Genomic DNA, 17951 nt, shown 5'->3' with positions numbered 1-17951 from the left:
GCAACCACAATGAGAGAGCAGGGACACAAGATGGCCGAACTGACCATCAATGCCGACGATGTCCGTAATGCGCTGAACGAGTTTGCAGCGTCTTATGAACCCGGCAATGCAGAACGTGTTGAGGTGGGTCGAGTTGTATCGGCCTCCGACGGTATCGCTCGTGTCGAGGGTCTTCCCTCGGTTATGGCGAATGAGCTGCTTCGTTTCGAAGACGGCACCCTCGGCCTCGCACAGAACCTGGATACCCGCAATATTGGTGTGATTGTCCTGGGCGACTTCACCGGTATTGAAGAGGGCCAGGTCGTACACCGCACCGGTGAGGTCCTCTCGGTGCCGGTTGGTGACGCGTACCTCGGTCGCGTTGTTGACCCCCTTGGTAACCCGATCGATGACCTTGGCCCCATTGAGTCCGAAGGCCGCCGCGCACTGGAGCTGCAGGCTCCCGGCGTGACCCAGCGTAAGTCGGTTCACGAGCCGCTGCAGACCGGTCTGAAGGCAATCGACTCGATGATTCCGATCGGTCGCGGTCAGCGTCAGCTGATCATTGGTGACCGCCAGACCGGTAAGACCGCTATCGCGATCGACACCATTCTGAACCAGAAGGACAACTGGGCTTCCGGTGACCCCGACAAGCAGGTTCGATGCATCTATGTGGCTGTTGGCCAGAAGGCATCCACCATTGCAGCTGTCCGCCACACCCTTGAGACTCGTGGCGCGCTGGAGTACACCACCATCGTGGCATCTCCTGCATCCGACGCAGCAGGCTTCAAGTACTTGGCACCCTACACCGGTTCGGCTATCGGCCAGCACTGGATGTACGGTGGCAAGCACGTCCTCATCATCTTCGACGACCTGTCGAAGCAGGCAGAAGCATACCGTGCTGTGTCCCTGTTGCTGCGCCGCCCGCCGGGACGTGAAGCATACCCCGGTGACGTCTTCTACCTGCACTCCCGTCTGCTGGAGCGCTGCGCTAAGCTCTCTGACGACCTCGGTGCTGGCTCGATGACCGGCTTCCCGATCATTGAGACCAAGGCAAACGATGTTTCCGCCTTCATTCCGACCAACGTCATCTCCATTACCGACGGCCAGATCTTCCTGCAGTCCGACCTGTTCAACGCTAACCAGCGTCCGGCAGTTGACGTAGGTATCTCCGTCTCCCGTGTTGGTGGTGCCGCACAGACCAAGGCTATGAAGAAGGTCTCTGGTACCCTGAAGCTGGAGCTGGCACAGTACCGTTCGATGGAAGCGTTCGCAATGTTTGCATCCGACCTGGACGACGCTACCAAGGCACAGCTGACCCGCGGTTCTCGCCTGACCGAGTTGCTACGTCAGCCGCAGTACACCCCGTACGCAGTTGAAGAGCAGGTTGTCTCCATTTGGGCTGGTACCTCCGGTCACCTCGATGACATTGAGGTTTCCGACGTGCTGCGCTTCGAAGAAGGCTTCATCGAGTACCTGCGTCACAAGACCTCGGTACTGACCGATATCGCTTCCTCCGGCAAACTTGAGGATGACACCGTTGCCGCGCTGAAGACTGCAGTTGCTGAATTCAAGCAGGGCTTCAAGTCTGAGGGTAGCAGCCACCTCGTCAACGCAGGTCACGAGGAACACAAGGCAGCTCACGATAGCGAAATCACTCAGGAAACCATCGGTTAGCGATTAGTCCTCGCCTTCTCCCCGCCTCAGCTATGAGGCTGGGGCGGGGCAGAAAGCAAGGAGAAAGGAAGCTCTATGGGAGCCCAGATTAGGGTTTACCGACAGAAGATTGCTTCGACGTCGTCTATGAAGAAAATCTTCAAGGCGATGGAGATGATCGCGACCTCCCGCATTAACAAGGCTCGTAATGCTGCTCAGGCAGCCGGCCCCTACGCAAACGCTCTGACCCGTGTGGTGACTGCGGTTGCGACTCAGCATGGTATCGAACACCCGCTGATTCATAAGCCGCACGAGTTCGGAACCTACGAACACCGCCGCTCCGCAATCCTGGTTATTACCAGCGACCGCGGCCTGGCTGGTTCGTACTCCTCGGCTATCCTGCGTCGTACTGAATCTCTGATTGAGAGGTTGCGCTCTAACGGCCAGGAGGTACAGCTGTACCTGGTCGGTCGTAAGGCAAAGGCTTACTTTGAGTTCCGTGAGCGCCCCTACGCCCGTGCGTGGGAGGGCCACACCGATGCACCTCGTGTTGAAACCGCCGTCGAAATTCGTGACGCGCTGCTCGAAGCCTACGACCTGCCCATCGAAGAGGGCGGCGTAGACGAACTGCACATCGTGTACACCGAGTTCAAATCGATGGTTGTTCAGGAACCTAAGATTCTGCGCCTGCTGCCCATCCACGTGGCTGACGCAAAGGCTATGGGCGAGGAAATCGTTCCCGACCAGGAACTGACCAAGGCTGAGTACGAGCAGGCGGCATCCTTCGAGTTCGAACCCTCCGCTGAGGAAGTACTCAACGAGCTGCTGCCGCGCTACGTTGCATCCCGTATCTTCTCCTGCCTCCTGCAGGCAGCAGCAAGTGAGCTGGCATCCCGCCAGCGCGCAATGAAGACCGCAGGTGACAACGCTGAGACGCTGATTACCAAGTACACCCGTTTGATGAACAACGCACGTCAGGCGGAAATTACTCAGGAGCTCTCTGAAATCGTGGGCGGCGCAGACGCCCTCGGCTCCTAGTATTGGTACGCCAACGAAGCCATCAACTGTCCAAACTTTCTAAGTAAGTGAGAAATATGACTGCCACCTACAACGAATCGGTCTCCGCACCGACTCAGGGCGCAACGGGTCGTATTGCCCGCGTCATCGGCCCCGTGGTCGACGTCGAGTTCCCCGCCGGTCAGGTCCCCGAGATTTACAACGCTCTGACCACCGAGCTGACCCTCGACGGTCGCACCCGCACCATCACCTTCGAGACCGCACAGCACCTGGGCGACTCAATCGTTCGCGCTATCTCCCTGCAGCAGACTGACGGCCTGGTCCGTGGTCAGGCTGTAGTCGATACCGGCGCACCGATCTCCGTCCCCGTTGGTGACGGCGTGAAGGGCCACATCTTCAATGTTCTCGGTGACGCACTCGACGTGCCGAACTCCGAGATCAAGGCTGACACCTACTGGCCGATTCACCGTGCCGCTCCCGGCTTCGCAGAGCTGGAAGGCTCCACCGAAATGCTGGAGACCGGTATTAAGTCCATCGACCTTCTGACCCCCTACATTAAGGGCGGTAAGATTGGTCTATTCGGTGGTGCAGGCGTGGGTAAGACCGTGCTGATCCAGGAAATGATTACCCGCGTGGCTCGTAACTTCGGTGGTACCTCCGTGTTCACCGGTGTTGGCGAGCGTACCCGTGAGGGTAACGACCTGTGGGTCGAAATGGAAGAAGCAGGCGTTCTGAAGGACACCGCTCTTGTATTCGGCCAGATGGATGAGCCCCCGGGAACCCGTCTGCGCGTGGCACTGACCGGTCTGACCATGGCGGAGTACTTCCGCGATGTTCAGAACCAGGACGTGCTGCTGTTCATCGACAACATCTTCCGTTTCACGCAGGCAGGTTCTGAGGTTTCCACCCTGCTGGGCCGCATGCCCTCCGCAGTGGGTTACCAGCCGAACCTGGCGGACGAAATGGGTCTGCTGCAGGAACGCATTACCTCCACCCGCGGTCACTCCATCACCTCCATGCAGGCAATTTACGTGCCTGCGGATGACTACACCGACCCGGCGCCGGCAACCACCTTCGCGCACCTGGATGCGACCACCGAGCTCTCTCGTGAAATCGCATCGCGCGGTCTGTACCCGGCAATTGACCCGCTGTCCTCCACCTCCCGAATTCTGGACGCACAGTACATCGGCCAGGAGCACTACGACACCGCAATTCGCGTGAAGGCTATTCTGCAGGAAAACAAGGAACTGCAGGACATCATCGCGATTCTGGGTGTGGACGAGCTCTCCGAGGAACAGAAGATTGTCGTGGCACGTGCACGTCGTATCGAGCAGTTCCTCTCCCAGAACACCTACACTGCAAAGCAGTTCACCGGTGTCGAGGGTTCGACCGTTCCGCTGAAGGACACCATCGAGTCCTTCCAGATGATCTGCAACGGCGATGTCGATCACATCCCCGAGCAGGCGTTCTACAACATTGGTGGTATGGACGACGTTATGCGCCGCTACGAGGAAATCAAGGCACAGACTGGAGCTAAGTAATCATGGCTCTGAAAGTTGAAGTTGTTTCCCGCGAACGCGTCGTGTGGACTGGCGAAGCGAAGTACGTTCGTGCACGCTCCGTTAGCGGTGACCTTGGTATCCTGCCGGGTATGATCCCCACCTGCACGCTGCTGGCACAGGACGGCGAGCTGCTCATTGAACCTATTGAGGGTGAGCCCATTAAGACCATCCTCAACGCAGGTTTCTTGACCGTCTCGAACGACCACGTGACCATCGCTGCAAAGCACACACATATCTAAAGCCGGTTCCCCACACGGGGAATTGACAGTGTGTACACCTCGCCGGTGTTCCTCCTCGACAGGGGAAGGGCACCGGCGATTGGTGTATACGGGACAGGTCATGTGCGCAAAAAGAGAGCGCGCAAAACAATAGCGTGCCTAGAAAGATGATGCGCACAGAAAGGGGGGCTCCCACGGTTGGGAGGCCCCCTCACTCTATGTGTAGCCGCCTAGCTAGAGCCGTTTAGAACAGGCGGTCAGCCGAATCGTCCACGCCGCGCATCGCATCGTAGTCCAGGCTCACGCAGCGGATACCGCGGTCCTCAGCCAGGGTACGAGCCTGCGGCTTAATCGTCTGTGCCGCAAACACGCCGCGCACCGGAGCCAGCAGCGGGTCACGGTTGAGCAGCTCCAGATAACGGGTAAGCTGCTCAACACCGTCAATATCGCCCACACGCTTAAGCTCAACCGCCACGGAGATGCCGTGCGCATCCTTCGCCATGATGTCTACCGGACCGATAGCGGTTGGGTACTCGCGGCGCACCAGCGAATAGCCATCACCGAGAGTGTGGATTTGCTCGGCAAGTAGACGCTGCAGGTCAGCCTCCACACCGTCCTTGATGAGGCCGGGGTCAACACCCAGGTCGGTGGCGTGCTCGTGCTCAATCTTGTAGATACGAATCATGAGGCGGTCATCGCTCTTAGCCGCCTGTACGGTCCACAGTTGCTGAACATCAGACTCCAGTTCCTCACGGATGCTCTGCGGAACGTCCTTGCGCTCAGCCACCAGCAGGGAGCAGGGAGGGCTCATCCAGTTCAGGGGCTTGTAGGAACCACCGTCGGAGTGAATGAGGACGGAGCCGTCATTCTTGACCATTAGTAGGCGGGTAGCGCGGGGCAGGTGGGCGCGAAGGCGGCCCTCATAATCTACGGAGCATTCAGCAATGACAATACGCATCCGTCCACTCTAGCAGGTACGAGTGCTTGGCTCTAGCAGGTGAGGGTATGAGCTAGGGAACCTGAGCTCGATGCAGGTCGCGGCACAAAGCGGGGAGGAGTACTGCCTCCGGATGAGGAAGAGCGCATAGCGAACAGCGGCAGGGCTGGTAGGTAGAGATAGTTGAGTGGCGCGGTAGAATAGGGCTCATGGCACGTAAAAATCATCCCGGCAGGCGAGCATCCGGCACCACCAGCGATAAGTGGCACCGTCAAGCACCCGCAGGGCGTGATATTAGCAGGATTCTCGACCCTACGCCCCGACTAGAACGTGACCGATACGGTGACTGGCTGGTGCAATACATTCCAGCCGTCAACGCCCAAAAAACCTACACATGCCCCGAATGCTACCGCCCGATTCCACCCAGAACAGCGCATCTGTTGGTGTGGCAAGAAAGCCATACGATGGGCCGTAGCCGCGCCATTGATGAGCGCAGACACTGGCATCAGCATTGCTGGCGCACCCGCCGCAAATAGGCTGAACACTGCACATAAGGTGCAGCCCAAGACCACATTCTCGAATCCAATTCTTGAAGGAACGCAATGAGCAACAACGCCGATACCACTCGCGAGCAGGAATTCGATCCCGCCCGCTACGTCTTCAGCACCGCTGCTGAACACACCCCCATTAAGGCACGTACTGTGCTTCCTGCGCGCCGCGAGAACTTCACCGTCACCACTGCGGATGGCAAGCGCCTCGTCGGTGAACTCGCACTGCCCGAAGGCGAAGTCAAAGCAACCCTGGTGACCTTCCATCCGTTGCCCACCCACGGCGGCTACATGGACTCGCACGTGTACAAGAAGGCGTCCTTCCGCCTGCCGGCGCTGTCGAATATTGCGGTGCTACGTTTCAACACTCGTGGTACTTCTTCGATTCGCGGCACTAGTGAAGGCGTCTTTGACGGCGGCTTTGCCGAGAAGAAGGACTTCGATGCAATCCTGAAGTTTGTACGTGAGCGTGCCCTGCCGAACCCCTGGCTGGTTGGCTGGTCCTTCGGCACTGAGTTGGTGCTCAAGTACGCGCCCGAATACGCGAACGAGTTCACCGGTGCTATTCTGCTCTCCCCGCCGCTGCACCGCGTGCACCCGGCTGAGCTGGACGAATGGAACAATATCTCGAACCCGCTGTACGCGCTGGTTCCTGAGCATGATGACTACCTGCAGCCTCCGGCGGCGCGTGAGCGTTTCGCGGCTGTACCGCGCACTCAGGTGATTCCCTTTGAGGGGTGCAAGCACCTGTGGGTGGGCGAGAAGTCCGTACAGCAGGTCCTCAACACCGTGGTCAGCATCGTGACCGGTGTACCCACCGAGCTGCCCACCGAATACAACGGCCCGGTGGCAGAAGAAATCACTGAGCTCTAAAGGATCGGCATAAAAATACGGCACAAAAATATCAAGGCGGTGGCTTTGGATAGAATATCCAAAGCCACCGCCTTTTGTCTTAAATGCTTGCTCGGCAGAAGAGCCGCGAGCGTGTAGAGAACCTAAAGGGAATCTACCGCTGGGAGGTGACTAAAGTTGGTCCTGGCGAGGAATGAATACCTCACGGACCAGAATCAGCATGGAAGCCGCCACCGGAATAGCAATCAGTGCACCCAGCACGCCCCAGAGTGCGCCACCGGCAGCCACCGAAATAATCGCAACGCCGGCAGGAACCGATACAGCGCGAGCCATAATACGCGGAGAAATTAGATACGCCTCCACCTGCAAGTACAGGAAGTACGCCACCGCAAACCACAGCGCCAGGCTCCAGCCCTGAGTCAGCAGAATCATCGAGGTCAAAATCAGCGCAATCACGCCACCAACCAGCGGAATAAACGCCAGAATCATGACGACCAAAGCCATCAACTGCGGGAAGCTAAAGCCCACAAAAGTCATAATCAAGAACGCCACAAACGCGTTCAGCACAGCAACCAGAGCCTGACCCATCACGTAGTTACCCACCGACTCGGTAATCTTGTCGGTAATGTACTTGACGCGCACACGCTTGGACGACGGCGCCAGACGCACACCCCATGCCTTGATGGTGTCCATCGAGGTGAGGAAGTATAAAGACAGGAACAGCACAATAATCACGCCGGTCACGCTCTGCGCCAGGGTGGATCCAGCAGTAACCAGGCTCGACATGAAGCTATTGACCTGTGAAGAGGAGAACGTTGATTCCAAGAACTTCGGGACATTCTCATTCGCCCAGGTGCTGATGTTAAAACGCTGATCAAGCTCGTGGTACCAATCAGAATTAATCGTGTTCTGATAAATACCCGGCGCGTACTGAACAAACTTAGATGCCTGCTCGCTAATAATCGGGCCAATGGTCATGACCAGAGCTGTCACAGCGCCAGCAAAACCAGCAAGCACAGCAATCACGCCGATACCGCGCTTAATGCCCCAAGACTCCAGGCGGCGCACAATCGGGTCCAGACCCAGAGCAATGAAAATAGCACCGGTCACCCAACCCACCAGGGCACCCACATTGTTGAAAATGTAGTAGGCGAAGAGCGCTAGACCCACGCCCACGGTCATGAGGAAACCAAAAGCGACCGGGTTATGCATCATCGAGGTCTTGCCGTTGCCGACCACCTTGGGTGCGGGAGGTGCATCCTCAGAAGCGGCGGGGACCACCGGAATGGTATCCGTAGGGGGCATGGAAGCGCGGCGGCGGTTAGAACGCACCTGGCTAATGCTTTCGGTCAGCTCGCTGAAAGTCTCCGTTAGCTGATCAGTGAGGGAATCCTTTTTACGCATCTCGGGGGACGATGTAGCCTCTGCGGGAGTTGCTGAGGCCTTCTTCTTGCTCATGGTCTTCCTTTCCGAATCATTCCGGGTATTTTTTCTCTACTGTGCCATTCTACCGGCTGGTTTACTTGGTTACGACGTCAACGGTGAATCCCAAAGATAGGGGAGCGCAAGTGTGAGAGTTATCTGTGCGCTGTTCAAGGATTAGTATAAGTGCTAGTCCCGGCATGAGCTCAGAGCGTAGGCGGCAGATAACTCTCGCTCGCAACGGCCCATTGTGGGGATAATAGAGGAAGGAACGCGTGAAGGATCTAGCCGGCACGCAACAATAGATCCCGCACGCAACAATAGATACAGAACGTAAAGGAGCCCAGGATGAGCATCATTTTTGATCCGGCAGACCGCGGTACATCCCAGAACACGGTGCAGGGTAACCTTGCCCAGGGCGGTGCAGCACAGAACAGTGCAGCGCAGAAGATTCCCGCCTCCGTACGCAACGCGGTGGAACTGAACCCCAATGCGGTACAGTCTGCTGGCGAACAAGGTGGCGAGCAGACCCGCTCTGCTCCCACCTGGCGATACGAGGTCAACACCCCCGAAGAGTTCCAGAAGTTCGTGCAGCTCTCCAGCCAGGGTGCCGTGATTTTTGCGCTCTACGCACCGCACTCGCCCTCCTCCCTGCAGATGCTCGAAGGCGTGCAGAAGCTCGTTGACTCCGCCGCAGGTAGCATGATTTGCGCCGCCGTGGACGTCACCAAGCTCCCCGAAGTAGCCCAGGCATTCGGCGTGAGCGGCGTGCCCGCGGGCGTTGCTGTTCTGGCGGGTCGCCCGGCACCGATTTACACCGGGCCGGTCAGCACAGAAGACCTCGGCGATGTGCTCTCCCAGGTTCTGCAGCTTGCGGCACAGTACCAGCTACCCGGCGGTTTCGACCCGGTCGTTCCCGAAGATGAAATGCCCCTGCCGCCCCTGCACGCAGAAGCCGTTGCCGCCCTTGACCGCGGTGACTTGGAGGGCGCCCGCGCCGCATACCGCAAGGCAATCACCGAGAACCCCGGCGATAAGGAAGCGAAGCTCGGCCTGGAACAGGTTGAACTGCTCTCACGAGTGAAGGACCTGGACATGGCAACCGAACGTGCGGCGGCCGCTGCAGACCCCATGAATATTGACGCGGCATTCAATGTAGCCGATCTGGATCTAGTGGGTGGCCACGTGGAAGACTCCTACAACCGTCTGCTGCGCCTGTTTAGCGCAGTGGGCCCCGACGATAAGGCGCGTGTGCGTGAACGCCTCGTGCAGCTCTTCGACGTGGTGGGTGTATCTGACCCGCGCACCGTCAAAGCGCGTGCAGCACTGACCATGGCGCTGTTCTAAAAAACAGCTGTCACCGGGGAAACATTATGAGCCGGTCTAACCGGCTGAAACTTTGAATACGGACGGGCTATCGTCTACCCCTGTACTCGGGCTGTGGGATAGGCGGTAGCCCGCTCTGATTTTTGCGGTTTTGGTGGTTTTATTGAAGGAGAGATCAGAAACCCCAACCTGACAGATAGCGCGCCAGGACGCTACAGATAGCACCCCGGAATGTCCATATACTGCACGACGGATACGTAATATGCGGTTTTATAGCCAAAGCCTGTGGCCTTTTTTACAAGAGTGATAGGGTGAAAACATGAACACTAGTCATTTTTCTCGAAACCCTGATTCGCATGAACCAGGTTCGCCGCAGAACCCGGTACAAGAGACCGCAGTAGAGGCAGCCCCCGCCGCGGCAGTACCCCAGGCTATAGCCTCGGAAGCTGTACGCGTACCGGACACCCCTGCGGAGGCACTCCCAACCCCCGCAGCAGCTGTTCCCGCATCGGTAGCACCGCAGCTACCCGTCACCCCGCAGACTATACCTGCGGCTGGTGCTTGCCCCGCCATTGAAATCCGCGGCCTCACCAAGGCATTCGGCCAGAAGGTCGCCGTCGACCGTATCAACCTCGACATCCCCTCCGGATCCTTCTACGGACTGGTCGGCCGCAACGGTGCCGGTAAAACCACCACCATCTCCATGGTCACCGGTATGCTCATGCCCGATGAAGGCACCGCATACGTGCGTGGTATTGACATGTGGGCCGACCCGCTCAAAGCCAAAGCACACCTGGGCGTGCTGCCCGATGGCGTGCACCTCTTCGACAAGCTCACCGGTGAGCAGCTCATCACCTACTCCGGCTACCTGCACGGAATCGATAAGGAAACCGTCGCCTCCCGCGTCAAGGATCTGCTCACTGCAATGGACCTGACCGACGCTGCGGGCCGTGCCGTCGCCGACTACTCCGCCGGTATGACCAAGAAGATTGCGCTCGCCGCCGCTCTCGTTCACGCGCCCTCCGTGCTGATTCTCGATGAGCCCTTCGAAGCGGTCGACCCGGTTTCTGCCGCCAATATTCAGGACATTCTGCGTGGCTTCGTTGCCTCCGGCGGAACTGTCATTATCTCCTCGCACGTGATGGACCTTGTTCAGCGCCTGTGCGACCACGTAGCCGTCATGGACTCCGGTCGTATTCTCGCTGCCGGAACCGTCGACGAAGTACGCGCAGGCATTAGCCTTGAAGAACGATTCGTGCAGTTGGTCGGCGGCCGCACCTCCTCGGAAGGATTGTCATGGTTGGGCACCTCGTCTCACTAAAGTGGCAGTATGTGCTCGCTTCCTTCCGCCGTAGCATCTGGGCACTGATCGGCCTGATTTTTGCGGTGCTCTACACGGGAGGTATGCTCTTCAGCCTCGGCTCCGCATACGTGCTTGCTAATTCGAAGATCCCTGAATACGGTCAGCTCGGAGCCCTCCTTGTAGGTGCTGTTCTTGCCCTCGCCTGGGCTATCGTCCCTATCGTCTTTACCGGACTGGACGGCACCCTGGACGAGAGCCGATTCGTGCTCTTCCCCATCAAACCCTCCACCCTGCAGAAGGGCCAGTTCCTTGGCGGGTTCGTGGGTATCCCCGGTATTGCGAGCATTATTGCGGTGCTGCTGGGCGCTATCGCGTTTCTATCGCAGCCGCTTGCGCTCATCGTGTACCTCCTCTGCTGCGTGCTCGGCCTTGCGAACCTCATGGTGTGGGCACGTCTCGCAAACCGTCTGGGGATGGTGCTGAACGATAACCCGCGCATCGCCAATACCCTGATGATCATTGCTGTGCTACTGATGATGAGTGCCGGCTTTATCTTCGGCGGCACAATGATTTACCTGACCGAGCATTGGGATGAAGTGCTGCCCTACTTACCGTGGCTGGGTGTGACGCCTTTCGGGTCCGCGTTCGCGGTGCCCTACTTTATGACGACCGGCCATATGGGCGCCGCCCTTGGCTGCCTGGCCTTGACCCTTGTTTACCTGGCCGGCGGTTGGTGGTTGTGGGGTAAGAACCTTGCACGCTCCATGGCGAATGTGAGCGGTAGCGCCCACCATGCGAGTGCAGCCGAAGTCGCCGCAGGTGATTTGGGTCTGTTCGCTCGCTTCCCCGCAACCCCGCGAGGTGCCGTAGCGGCACGAACCCTGCACTCATTCCTGAAAGATAACCGTCTGCAGATGCTGGCCGTCAGCACCGCCATGCTTTACCTGATACTAACTGTGGGTATGCCGCTGTTCCTGAGTTCTGTGGGGTCCGGTAAGACTCATGTTGAATTCTCCGGCAACGCGGCTGAAGCCTACCAGATTATCAATAGCGGCGTCATGCAGCTCTTCGGATTCTGGATGTACTTCTGCACCATCTTCACCGGCTACTACATGTGCTACCTCGTCTCATACGACAACACTGCATTCAGCTTGCACGTACTCTCCCCGCTGCGCGGTATTGATGACCGCATCGGTCGTCTCTGGGGCTACAGCATCTTGACGGTTCCGGTCGTGGTGGTGGTGATATTCGTCGCCTGTGTAGCAAATGGACACCTGGACCTCTTCCCCATCGTGCTGATGCACCAGCTGGGAGTGTTCGCCGCGGCGGCTGGCATGGGATGCGTGATGGATACCTTCATCAGTCCGCCGGTGGCGCCTCCCGGCGCTAACCCGTTCAAGAACCCGAAGAACACTGACGGCTTCGCTAAACAGTTGCTGCTGATGCTCTCTATACTTCTGGTGATGCTCAGCGCACTACCTGGCGGTATCTCCGTTGTCCTGTATATTTTCCGCACGCAGGATATGCTGACCCTCGTCTACGGTGGCGTAATTCAGCTGCTGATTGGTGCCGCCCTGCTCGTGGGTGGCGTGGTGTGGGGCGGTCACCGCTACGACAAGGTCAGCTCCAAGATGCTGGAGCGCGTGGCACGCTTCTAAGTGAACTAACAAGAGTTGAAGCTCCAGCACATCAGGAATAAACGAGAATGGTTCCGTGTTAGGTACTAAGCCTGGCACGGAACCCCTTTTCTGCACCGCCCGAAATTCTAGCGGAAAGAAGCTCACCGTAATAACTAAGAGCCTATGGCCGAGCTGTGGTCTGCCTCCATATTGACCGCCCGTGGGCTCAGCACCTCCCAACTGCTACTAAAATAGAGAAGGTGCCGATCGTCCAACCGAGCGGCGGCGCCCCTCACCCTATGTATCCCGCCTCATTATCAAGGAGAAACATGAGCTCGATCGAAGGCATCGAAGACCCCTTTGGCCCCGGAACCGCAGGCGGCACCGCCCTGCTCGAACGCGAAGAAACCCAGCTTTCTGAGCCCGGCGACCACGAGCGCTTCTCCCACTACGTACGCAAGGAAAAGATCCTCGAATCGGCGCTGACCGGTGAACCCGTGCGCGCCCTCTGCGGCAAAATGTGGGTACCCGGCCGTGACCCGCAGAAGTTCCCCGTCTGCCCCCAGTGCAAGGAAATCTACGAAGGCCTCGCACCAGGCAACGACGGAGGCAACGGCTCCGGCGAATAATACGCGCCAGATAAATACACCTCAGGCAATACGCCTGAATACATACGATTGAATAACACGCAGCAGCGAGACTCAACGGCCCAACACCGTCCATGAGACTTTGCTGACGAGCACAAAATTCTTGCACCACAACCCGGCAACAGCCCGTGGATGTGGTGCTAGAATTTAACCTCGCTGTTTCCGGACCGCCAGACGCCCACCACCTCCACACGTGGGAGAAGAGTCAGCGGATGGAACCAGCAGATGCAGACGAGGAAGAAGGAGAGAATGAGCGCACCCGCAGAGGAACCCACACTATTCGACAGTATGGCGAAGCCGAAGCTCTCCCCGGCATATCCCGACCGCGCCCCCTGGGGTACCTCCGTCAGCCTGCGCGCCTGGCAGGCAGAAGCCATGCAGAAGTACTTCGACACCAACCCCCGCGACTTCATGGCAGTCGCAACCCCCGGCGCGGGTAAAACCACGTTTGCGTTGACCCTCGCCAAGGAACTATTCAACCGCGGTACGGTCCGCCAGCTTATTGTTGTGGCGCCGACCGACCACCTGAAAAAGCAGTGGGCAGACGCTGCCGCGAAGGTCGGTATTCCCATTGACCCGAACTTCAAGAACGCAGATGTAACCATCAGCCGCCACTACAAGGGTGTGGCGCTGACCTACGCGCAGGTGGCAAATAAGCCGCAGCTGCACGCTCGCAACACCGAGGCGACGAAAACCCTCGTGATTTTTGATGAGATTCACCACGCAGGTGATTCGCTGTCCTGGGGTGACGGCCTGCGTGAAGCGTTCGACGATGCGACCCGCCGCGTGGCGCTCACGGGTACCCCGTTCCGCTCGGATACCTCCCCGATTCCGTTCGTCACCTACGAGGTCGACAATGACGGTATCCGCCGCTCCAAGGCAGATTACTCCTACGGTTACGGCCCCGCGTTGAAGGACCACGTGGTACGCCCGGTCATCTTCATGGCCTACTCGGGGCAGATGCGTTGGCGCACCTCCGCCGGTGAGGAAATGGCGGCAAACCTTGGTGAAGGATTCACCAAGGATATCACCTCCCAAGCGTGGCGAACCGCCCTTGACCCCAACGGCGAATGGATCCCGACCGTGCTCGCGGCAGCCGACAAGCGCCTGACCGAGGTGCGCCGCACCGTGCCCGACGCCGGTGCACTCGTCATCGCTACCGACCACGCGGACGCTAAAGCCTACGCCGAACAGATCCAGAAAATCACCGGCGAATACCCCGCCGTGATCCTCTCTGACGATCGTGAAGCCTCCGCAAAAATTGACGAATTCCGTGAAGGCATGCAACGCTGGATGGTTGCGGTGCGCATGGTGTCCGAAGGCGTGGACGTGCCCCGCCTCGCCGTGGGTGTGTATGCCACCAGCACCAGTACCCCGCTATTCTTCGCACAGGCGATTGGTCGTTTCGTGCGTGCCCGCAAGCGCGGCGAAACCGCCTCCGTGTTCCTGCCGTCCGTGCCGCAGCTGATGATGCTCGCCAACGACATGGAAGTGGAACGTGACCACGCCCTTGACCGCGGAGCACCCCAGGAAATCGACCCCATGGTTGAGGGTCTGGACGACCACCTGCTCGAAGAAGCAAACCGCGAGGAGCGTGCCTCCGAGCAGCTGGCACGCGGCAAGTTCGAGGCGCTCGGCTCCGAGGCATCCTTTCACGGTGTGCTGTTCGACGGCGCCGAGTTCGCATCTGGTGATTTGGCGGTCGGTAGCGAGGAGGAGCAAGACTTCCTGGGTATTCCGGGTCTGCTAGATGCCGAACAGGTCGGTACGCTGCTGCGAGCGCATCAGCGTGAGCATGCGGCACGTCGCCCGGCCACTGCCGCACCTTCGGTGGTGGATCACCGCCAACTGAAGGCGCTGCGAAATAAGCTGGCGAAGAATGTGGCGGCGTGGTCGATTCGTTCGGGGCAGCCGCACGGCGTGATTCATAATGAGCTGCGTAAGATTTGTGGCGGCCCGGCGGTGGCGCAGGCTTCTGCTGAGCAGATTCAGGCGCGTATCGATAAGCTGTCGGACTGGTTCGTTGGTCGACGCTAGAATGTGAATAGAACGTACGGAAAGCCCCGCGAGTGTGTGTGCTCGCGGGGCTTTTTCATGCCCGGAAATGCCTGGTTGAGCGAAGTTATGGCGTGATGAGTTGAGAATGTTTTTCGGGTTCTATACCCCAGAAAATGAATATTGTACACAGTATACAAAGGTGTAAATTATTCACCCATCTGAAATCCCATGAAAGAAAAACCTCATGCCACACAACGCACACCCCACCCGGCGCACCATCCTCACTGGCGCAGCATGGGCACTGCCCATCATTGTGGCTTCCGCCCTAGTACCCGCATACGCAGCCAATGGCGCACAAACCCACACCTCCCCCCGCCCATGATCAAAGGACAGGTAAACGGTCCCAAGACCTTCACCGTCCCGGTGGGCATACGCGAACTCAGCTTCACCGCACCGCTGCCCGGATCCAGCTATGCATTAACCCGGTCTGCGGTCTGGAATGGGTACGCGGCAGCTTGGCTGACTAAGTAGCCGCGGCTACTCGAGTTGTATCGTTCGATGAGTCGTGGGCACACTAAGTCATAGGCACGCTAGAGGCGGGGAGCCTGGGATAGCACATCCCAAGACTCCCCGCCTCTGCATATTCTGCGTCTCTATATATTCAACGCCGCCTGAAATGACGAGTTACCTACAGTGATAGTGGAGGTTAGAGAACCTCAACCACCTCAACGCCCTCATCTTCAAGCTCGGCAACCACGTCGTCGAGCTTGTCCTCGTGCACGGGCGCGGTCAGGTCAACCAATACGCGAGTCTCGTATCCTGCATCGACCGCATCGCGAGCGGTTGCCGACACGCAATAATCGGTCGCGATACCAACAATATCGACGAACTCGATACCGTGCTCATCCAGCCACTCCGACAGGGGAGTCTGCGGGCCTCCCTCGGACGCGTCTACACCGGGTTCGTGCTCGCCGGTTGCGACCTCATCCTCGGGTGCCAGAAGGCCCTCAAACCCCGAGTAAGCTGCCTCGAAGCGGCCCTTACGGAAGTACGCCTCAATATAGTCGGTGTCCAGATTCTCATGAATCTGTGAGCCTTCGCTCTTCGCGACGCAGTGCACCGGCCAGGAGTCCACAAAGTCCGGGGTGTCGGAGAAGTGTGAACCCGGATCAATATGCCAATCCTGGGTGGCAACAATCGCGTCATAGCGGTGGTGATTGTTCTCCACATACTCGCTAATCAGCGCGGCAATATCCGCGCCGCGCTCAGTAGCGAGGGTGCCGCCGGCGCAGAAATCGTTCTGCACGTCAACAATAATCAGTGCCTTAGACATGTCTGTCCTTTACAAGTAGGGAAGGTCTTCACTCTGATTCGCCAGGTGAAAACAGTATCTCAGAAGGATGGTTTAGATGAACTCGGTCGGAATGATCGGCTCACCCTCCGAGAGGCGGTGGGCAGCTTCCGGAAGCTCAGCCAGGGAGGCTGCGTGGCGGGCGGTTGCGCGGCGCACGCCTTCCTCACCGGTGAAGCCGGGCAGCAGTTCGCCGTTGCGAACGAAGTCCACCATGAGCGGGCGGGTGTCTTCGAGCAGGCTCGGGTCCTCGTGGGTGCCCAGAACCTCGGCGGTCGCAATGCCCATGCCGTTGAGTCGGCGGGCCGCACGCTTGGCACCACCGATAGAAGCCTTGCCAGCCGAGGCCTTAGCGACCGGCTGCATTTCACCAGCGGCATTCTCACGCTCGACGACCTTGTACACCATGGAGGAAGTCGGCGCACCGGAACCGGTGACCAGCTTGGTACCCACGCCGTAGGAGTCCACGGGTGCTGCCGCAAGGGATGCGATAGCGTACTCGTCCAGGTCGCTGGTGACGGTGATCTTGGTGTGGGTATTGCCGAGCGAGTCGAGCAGTTCACGCACGCGTGCCGCGGTAGCGACCAGGTCGCCGGAATCCAGACGCACACCCCCGAGCTCTTCGCCAGCGAGTTCCACGCCGAGGCGGACTGCCTCGTCCACGTTGTAGGTGTCGACGAGCAGGGTGGTGCGGGCACCGAGGGAACGCAGCTGTGCCTCGAATGCTTCACGTTCGCTGTCGTGCAGCAGAGTGAAAGCGTGGGCGCTGGTGCCGATGGTGTGCAGGCCGTAGCGCAGACCAGCCTCCAGGTTGGAGGTGCCCACGAAGCCGGCGATAACGGCGGCACGTGCAGCGGAGACGGCGGCGCGTTCGTGGGCGCGGCGCGAACCCATTTCGAGGCAGGGTCGGTTGCCTGCGGCTGCGCTCATGCGGGAGGCTGCACTCGCCACGGCGGAGTCAAAGTTCAGGATGGACAGCAGGTACGTTTCGAGGACGCACGCTTCGGCGAAGGTACCTTCGACCTGCAGGACGGGGGAGTGGGGGAAGAACGCTTCGCCTTCTGCGTAGCCGCGGATCTCGCCGCTGAAGGTGAAAGATTCGAGGTAGGAGAGGGTTTCTTTGTTGACGATGTTGCGGGAGGAGAGGAAGGAGAGTTCTTCGTCGTTGAAGTGGAAGTCTGCGAGGCCTTCGAGGAATCGGCCGGTGCCTGCGAGGATACCGTAGCGGCGGCCTGCGGGTAGGCGGCGGGTGAAGACTTCGAAGGTGCACTTACGGTTGGCTGCGCCGGATGCGAGTGCCGCCTGGAGCATGGTCAGTTCGTAGTGATCGGTGAGAAGAGAGGTAGTAGCCATGTGTTTATTGTAGAGGGGAATTAGGGTATTTTTCCTCTTGAGTCGGCGTGTCAATCACTACATAAAGTATTCTTGACTTTAAGTACTGTAGTATGACAAATTACCAGCACTCTGTGTATGGACAACGCAGTCTAAACACCGCAGTAGCGCAGGACGAACACAG

The 17951-nt window shown here is 58.7% G+C and carries 15 protein-coding genes; 11 read left to right on the top strand and 4 right to left on the bottom strand.

The window, feature by feature from the left end:
- Window positions 1-30 precede the first annotated feature (30 nt).
- From atpA to QFX07_RS05600, 4 genes are all read left to right on the top strand, one after another.
- Window positions 31-1656, top strand: a complete 1626-nt coding sequence (atpA, locus tag QFX07_RS05615) for a F0F1 ATP synthase subunit alpha (protein WP_279740527.1) — start codon at window positions 31-33, stop codon at window positions 1654-1656.
- A 75-nt stretch (window positions 1657-1731) separates the two neighbouring features.
- The gene (locus QFX07_RS05610; protein WP_279740528.1) at window positions 1732-2673 is read left to right on the top strand and encodes a F0F1 ATP synthase subunit gamma; all 942 of its coding nucleotides are present in this window, start codon (window positions 1732-1734) and stop codon (window positions 2671-2673) included.
- Between the two features lie 56 nt (window positions 2674-2729).
- On the top strand, window positions 2730-4193 hold the full coding sequence (gene atpD / locus QFX07_RS05605; RefSeq protein ID WP_005507810.1) for a F0F1 ATP synthase subunit beta: 1464 nt from the start codon (window positions 2730-2732) through the stop codon (window positions 4191-4193).
- Window positions 4194-4195: 2 nt separating this feature from the next.
- On the top strand, window positions 4196-4453 hold the full coding sequence (locus tag QFX07_RS05600) for a F0F1 ATP synthase subunit epsilon (protein WP_279740530.1): 258 nt from the start codon (window positions 4196-4198) through the stop codon (window positions 4451-4453).
- Window positions 4454-4676: 223 nt separating this feature from the next.
- On the opposite strand, the gene nucS is transcribed toward QFX07_RS05600, so the two are convergent.
- On the bottom strand, window positions 4677-5390 hold the full coding sequence (gene nucS / locus QFX07_RS05595) for an endonuclease NucS (protein ID WP_279740532.1): 714 nt from the start codon (window positions 5388-5390) through the stop codon (window positions 4677-4679).
- A 581-nt stretch (window positions 5391-5971) separates the two neighbouring features.
- Between nucS and QFX07_RS05590 the strand changes: the two genes are divergently transcribed.
- A complete protein-coding gene (locus QFX07_RS05590) occupies window positions 5972-6790 on the top strand; it encodes an alpha/beta hydrolase (RefSeq protein WP_279740534.1) in 819 nt (272 codons plus the stop codon).
- A gap of 150 nt (window positions 6791-6940) precedes the next feature.
- Here the strand turns inward: QFX07_RS05590 and QFX07_RS05585 are convergent, their stop codons facing one another.
- Entirely contained in the window at window positions 6941-8227 is a 1287-nt protein-coding gene (locus QFX07_RS05585; protein ID WP_279754626.1) for an AI-2E family transporter, read from the bottom strand.
- A gap of 312 nt (window positions 8228-8539) precedes the next feature.
- On the opposite strand from QFX07_RS05585, the gene QFX07_RS05580 reads away from it, so the two are divergent.
- The 6 genes from QFX07_RS05580 (at window position 8540) to QFX07_RS05555 (ending at window position 15466) form a co-directional block, all read left to right on the top strand.
- Entirely contained in the window at window positions 8540-9538 is a 999-nt protein-coding gene (locus tag QFX07_RS05580; RefSeq protein ID WP_279754625.1) for a co-chaperone YbbN, read from the top strand.
- Window positions 9539-9836: 298 nt separating this feature from the next.
- On the top strand, window positions 9837-10838 hold the full coding sequence (locus QFX07_RS05575; protein ID WP_279754624.1) for an ABC transporter ATP-binding protein: 1002 nt from the start codon (window positions 9837-9839) through the stop codon (window positions 10836-10838).
- Window positions 10814-12478: a transporter gene (locus QFX07_RS05570; RefSeq protein ID WP_279754623.1), complete on the top strand. Its 1665-nt coding sequence runs from the start codon at window positions 10814-10816 to the stop codon at window positions 12476-12478. Before QFX07_RS05575 ends, QFX07_RS05570 begins: the two co-directional genes overlap by 25 nt.
- Before the next feature lie 290 nt (window positions 12479-12768).
- On the top strand, window positions 12769-13068 hold the full coding sequence (locus QFX07_RS05565; protein ID WP_279740544.1) for a DUF3039 domain-containing protein: 300 nt from the start codon (window positions 12769-12771) through the stop codon (window positions 13066-13068).
- A gap of 267 nt (window positions 13069-13335) precedes the next feature.
- The gene (locus QFX07_RS05560) at window positions 13336-15123 is read left to right on the top strand and encodes a DEAD/DEAH box helicase (protein ID WP_279754622.1); all 1788 of its coding nucleotides are present in this window, start codon (window positions 13336-13338) and stop codon (window positions 15121-15123) included.
- 205 nt (window positions 15124-15328) lie between these two features.
- Window positions 15329-15466, top strand: coding sequence for a hypothetical protein (locus QFX07_RS05555; protein ID WP_279740547.1), 138 nt, complete (start codon window positions 15329-15331; stop codon window positions 15464-15466).
- A 324-nt stretch (window positions 15467-15790) separates the two neighbouring features.
- On the opposite strand, the gene QFX07_RS05550 is transcribed toward QFX07_RS05555, so the two are convergent.
- Both QFX07_RS05550 and QFX07_RS05545 read right to left on the bottom strand, forming a co-directional pair.
- Entirely contained in the window at window positions 15791-16417 is a 627-nt protein-coding gene (locus QFX07_RS05550; RefSeq protein WP_279740549.1) for an isochorismatase family protein, read from the bottom strand.
- Window positions 16418-16489: 72 nt separating this feature from the next.
- Window positions 16490-17788, bottom strand: a complete 1299-nt coding sequence (locus QFX07_RS05545) for a nicotinate phosphoribosyltransferase (RefSeq protein WP_279740551.1) — start codon at window positions 17786-17788, stop codon at window positions 16490-16492.
- Window positions 17789-17951 lie beyond the last annotated feature (163 nt).

Origin of the sequence: Rothia similimucilaginosa, from assembly GCF_029850985.2 — a bacterium.
GTDB lineage: Bacteria > Actinomycetota > Actinomycetes > Actinomycetales > Micrococcaceae > Rothia.
The sequence above is the reverse complement of the archived record's forward strand: the minus strand, read 5'-3'. Positions and strand labels throughout refer to the sequence as shown.

Bases quoted from the DNA above. Each gene is read 5' to 3' on its own strand.
- atpA (WP_279740527.1), top strand. From the start codon at position 31: ATGGCCGAACTGACCATCAATGCCGACGATGTCCGTAATGCGCTGAAC.
- QFX07_RS05610 (WP_279740528.1), top strand. From the start codon at position 1,732: ATGGGAGCCCAGATTAGGGTTTACCGACAGAAGATTGCTTCGACGTCG.
- atpD (WP_005507810.1), top strand. From the start codon at position 2,730: ATGACTGCCACCTACAACGAATCGGTCTCCGCACCGACTCAGGGCGCA.
- QFX07_RS05600 (WP_279740530.1), top strand. From the start codon at position 4,196: ATGGCTCTGAAAGTTGAAGTTGTTTCCCGCGAACGCGTCGTGTGGACT.
- nucS (WP_279740532.1), bottom strand. From the start codon at position 5,390: ATGCGTATTGTCATTGCTGAATGCTCCGTAGATTATGAGGGCCGCCTT.
- QFX07_RS05590 (WP_279740534.1), top strand. From the start codon at position 5,972: ATGAGCAACAACGCCGATACCACTCGCGAGCAGGAATTCGATCCCGCC.
- QFX07_RS05585 (WP_279754626.1), bottom strand. From the start codon at position 8,227: ATGAGCAAGAAGAAGGCCTCAGCAACTCCCGCAGAGGCTACATCGTCC.
- QFX07_RS05580 (WP_279754625.1), top strand. From the start codon at position 8,540: ATGAGCATCATTTTTGATCCGGCAGACCGCGGTACATCCCAGAACACG.
- QFX07_RS05575 (WP_279754624.1), top strand. From the start codon at position 9,837: ATGAACACTAGTCATTTTTCTCGAAACCCTGATTCGCATGAACCAGGT.
- QFX07_RS05570 (WP_279754623.1), top strand. From the start codon at position 10,814: ATGGTTGGGCACCTCGTCTCACTAAAGTGGCAGTATGTGCTCGCTTCC.
- QFX07_RS05565 (WP_279740544.1), top strand. From the start codon at position 12,769: ATGAGCTCGATCGAAGGCATCGAAGACCCCTTTGGCCCCGGAACCGCA.
- QFX07_RS05560 (WP_279754622.1), top strand. From the start codon at position 13,336: ATGAGCGCACCCGCAGAGGAACCCACACTATTCGACAGTATGGCGAAG.
- QFX07_RS05555 (WP_279740547.1), top strand. From the start codon at position 15,329: ATGCCACACAACGCACACCCCACCCGGCGCACCATCCTCACTGGCGCA.
- QFX07_RS05550 (WP_279740549.1), bottom strand. From the start codon at position 16,417: ATGTCTAAGGCACTGATTATTGTTGACGTGCAGAACGATTTCTGCGCC.
- QFX07_RS05545 (WP_279740551.1), bottom strand. From the start codon at position 17,788: ATGGCTACTACCTCTCTTCTCACCGATCACTACGAACTGACCATGCTC.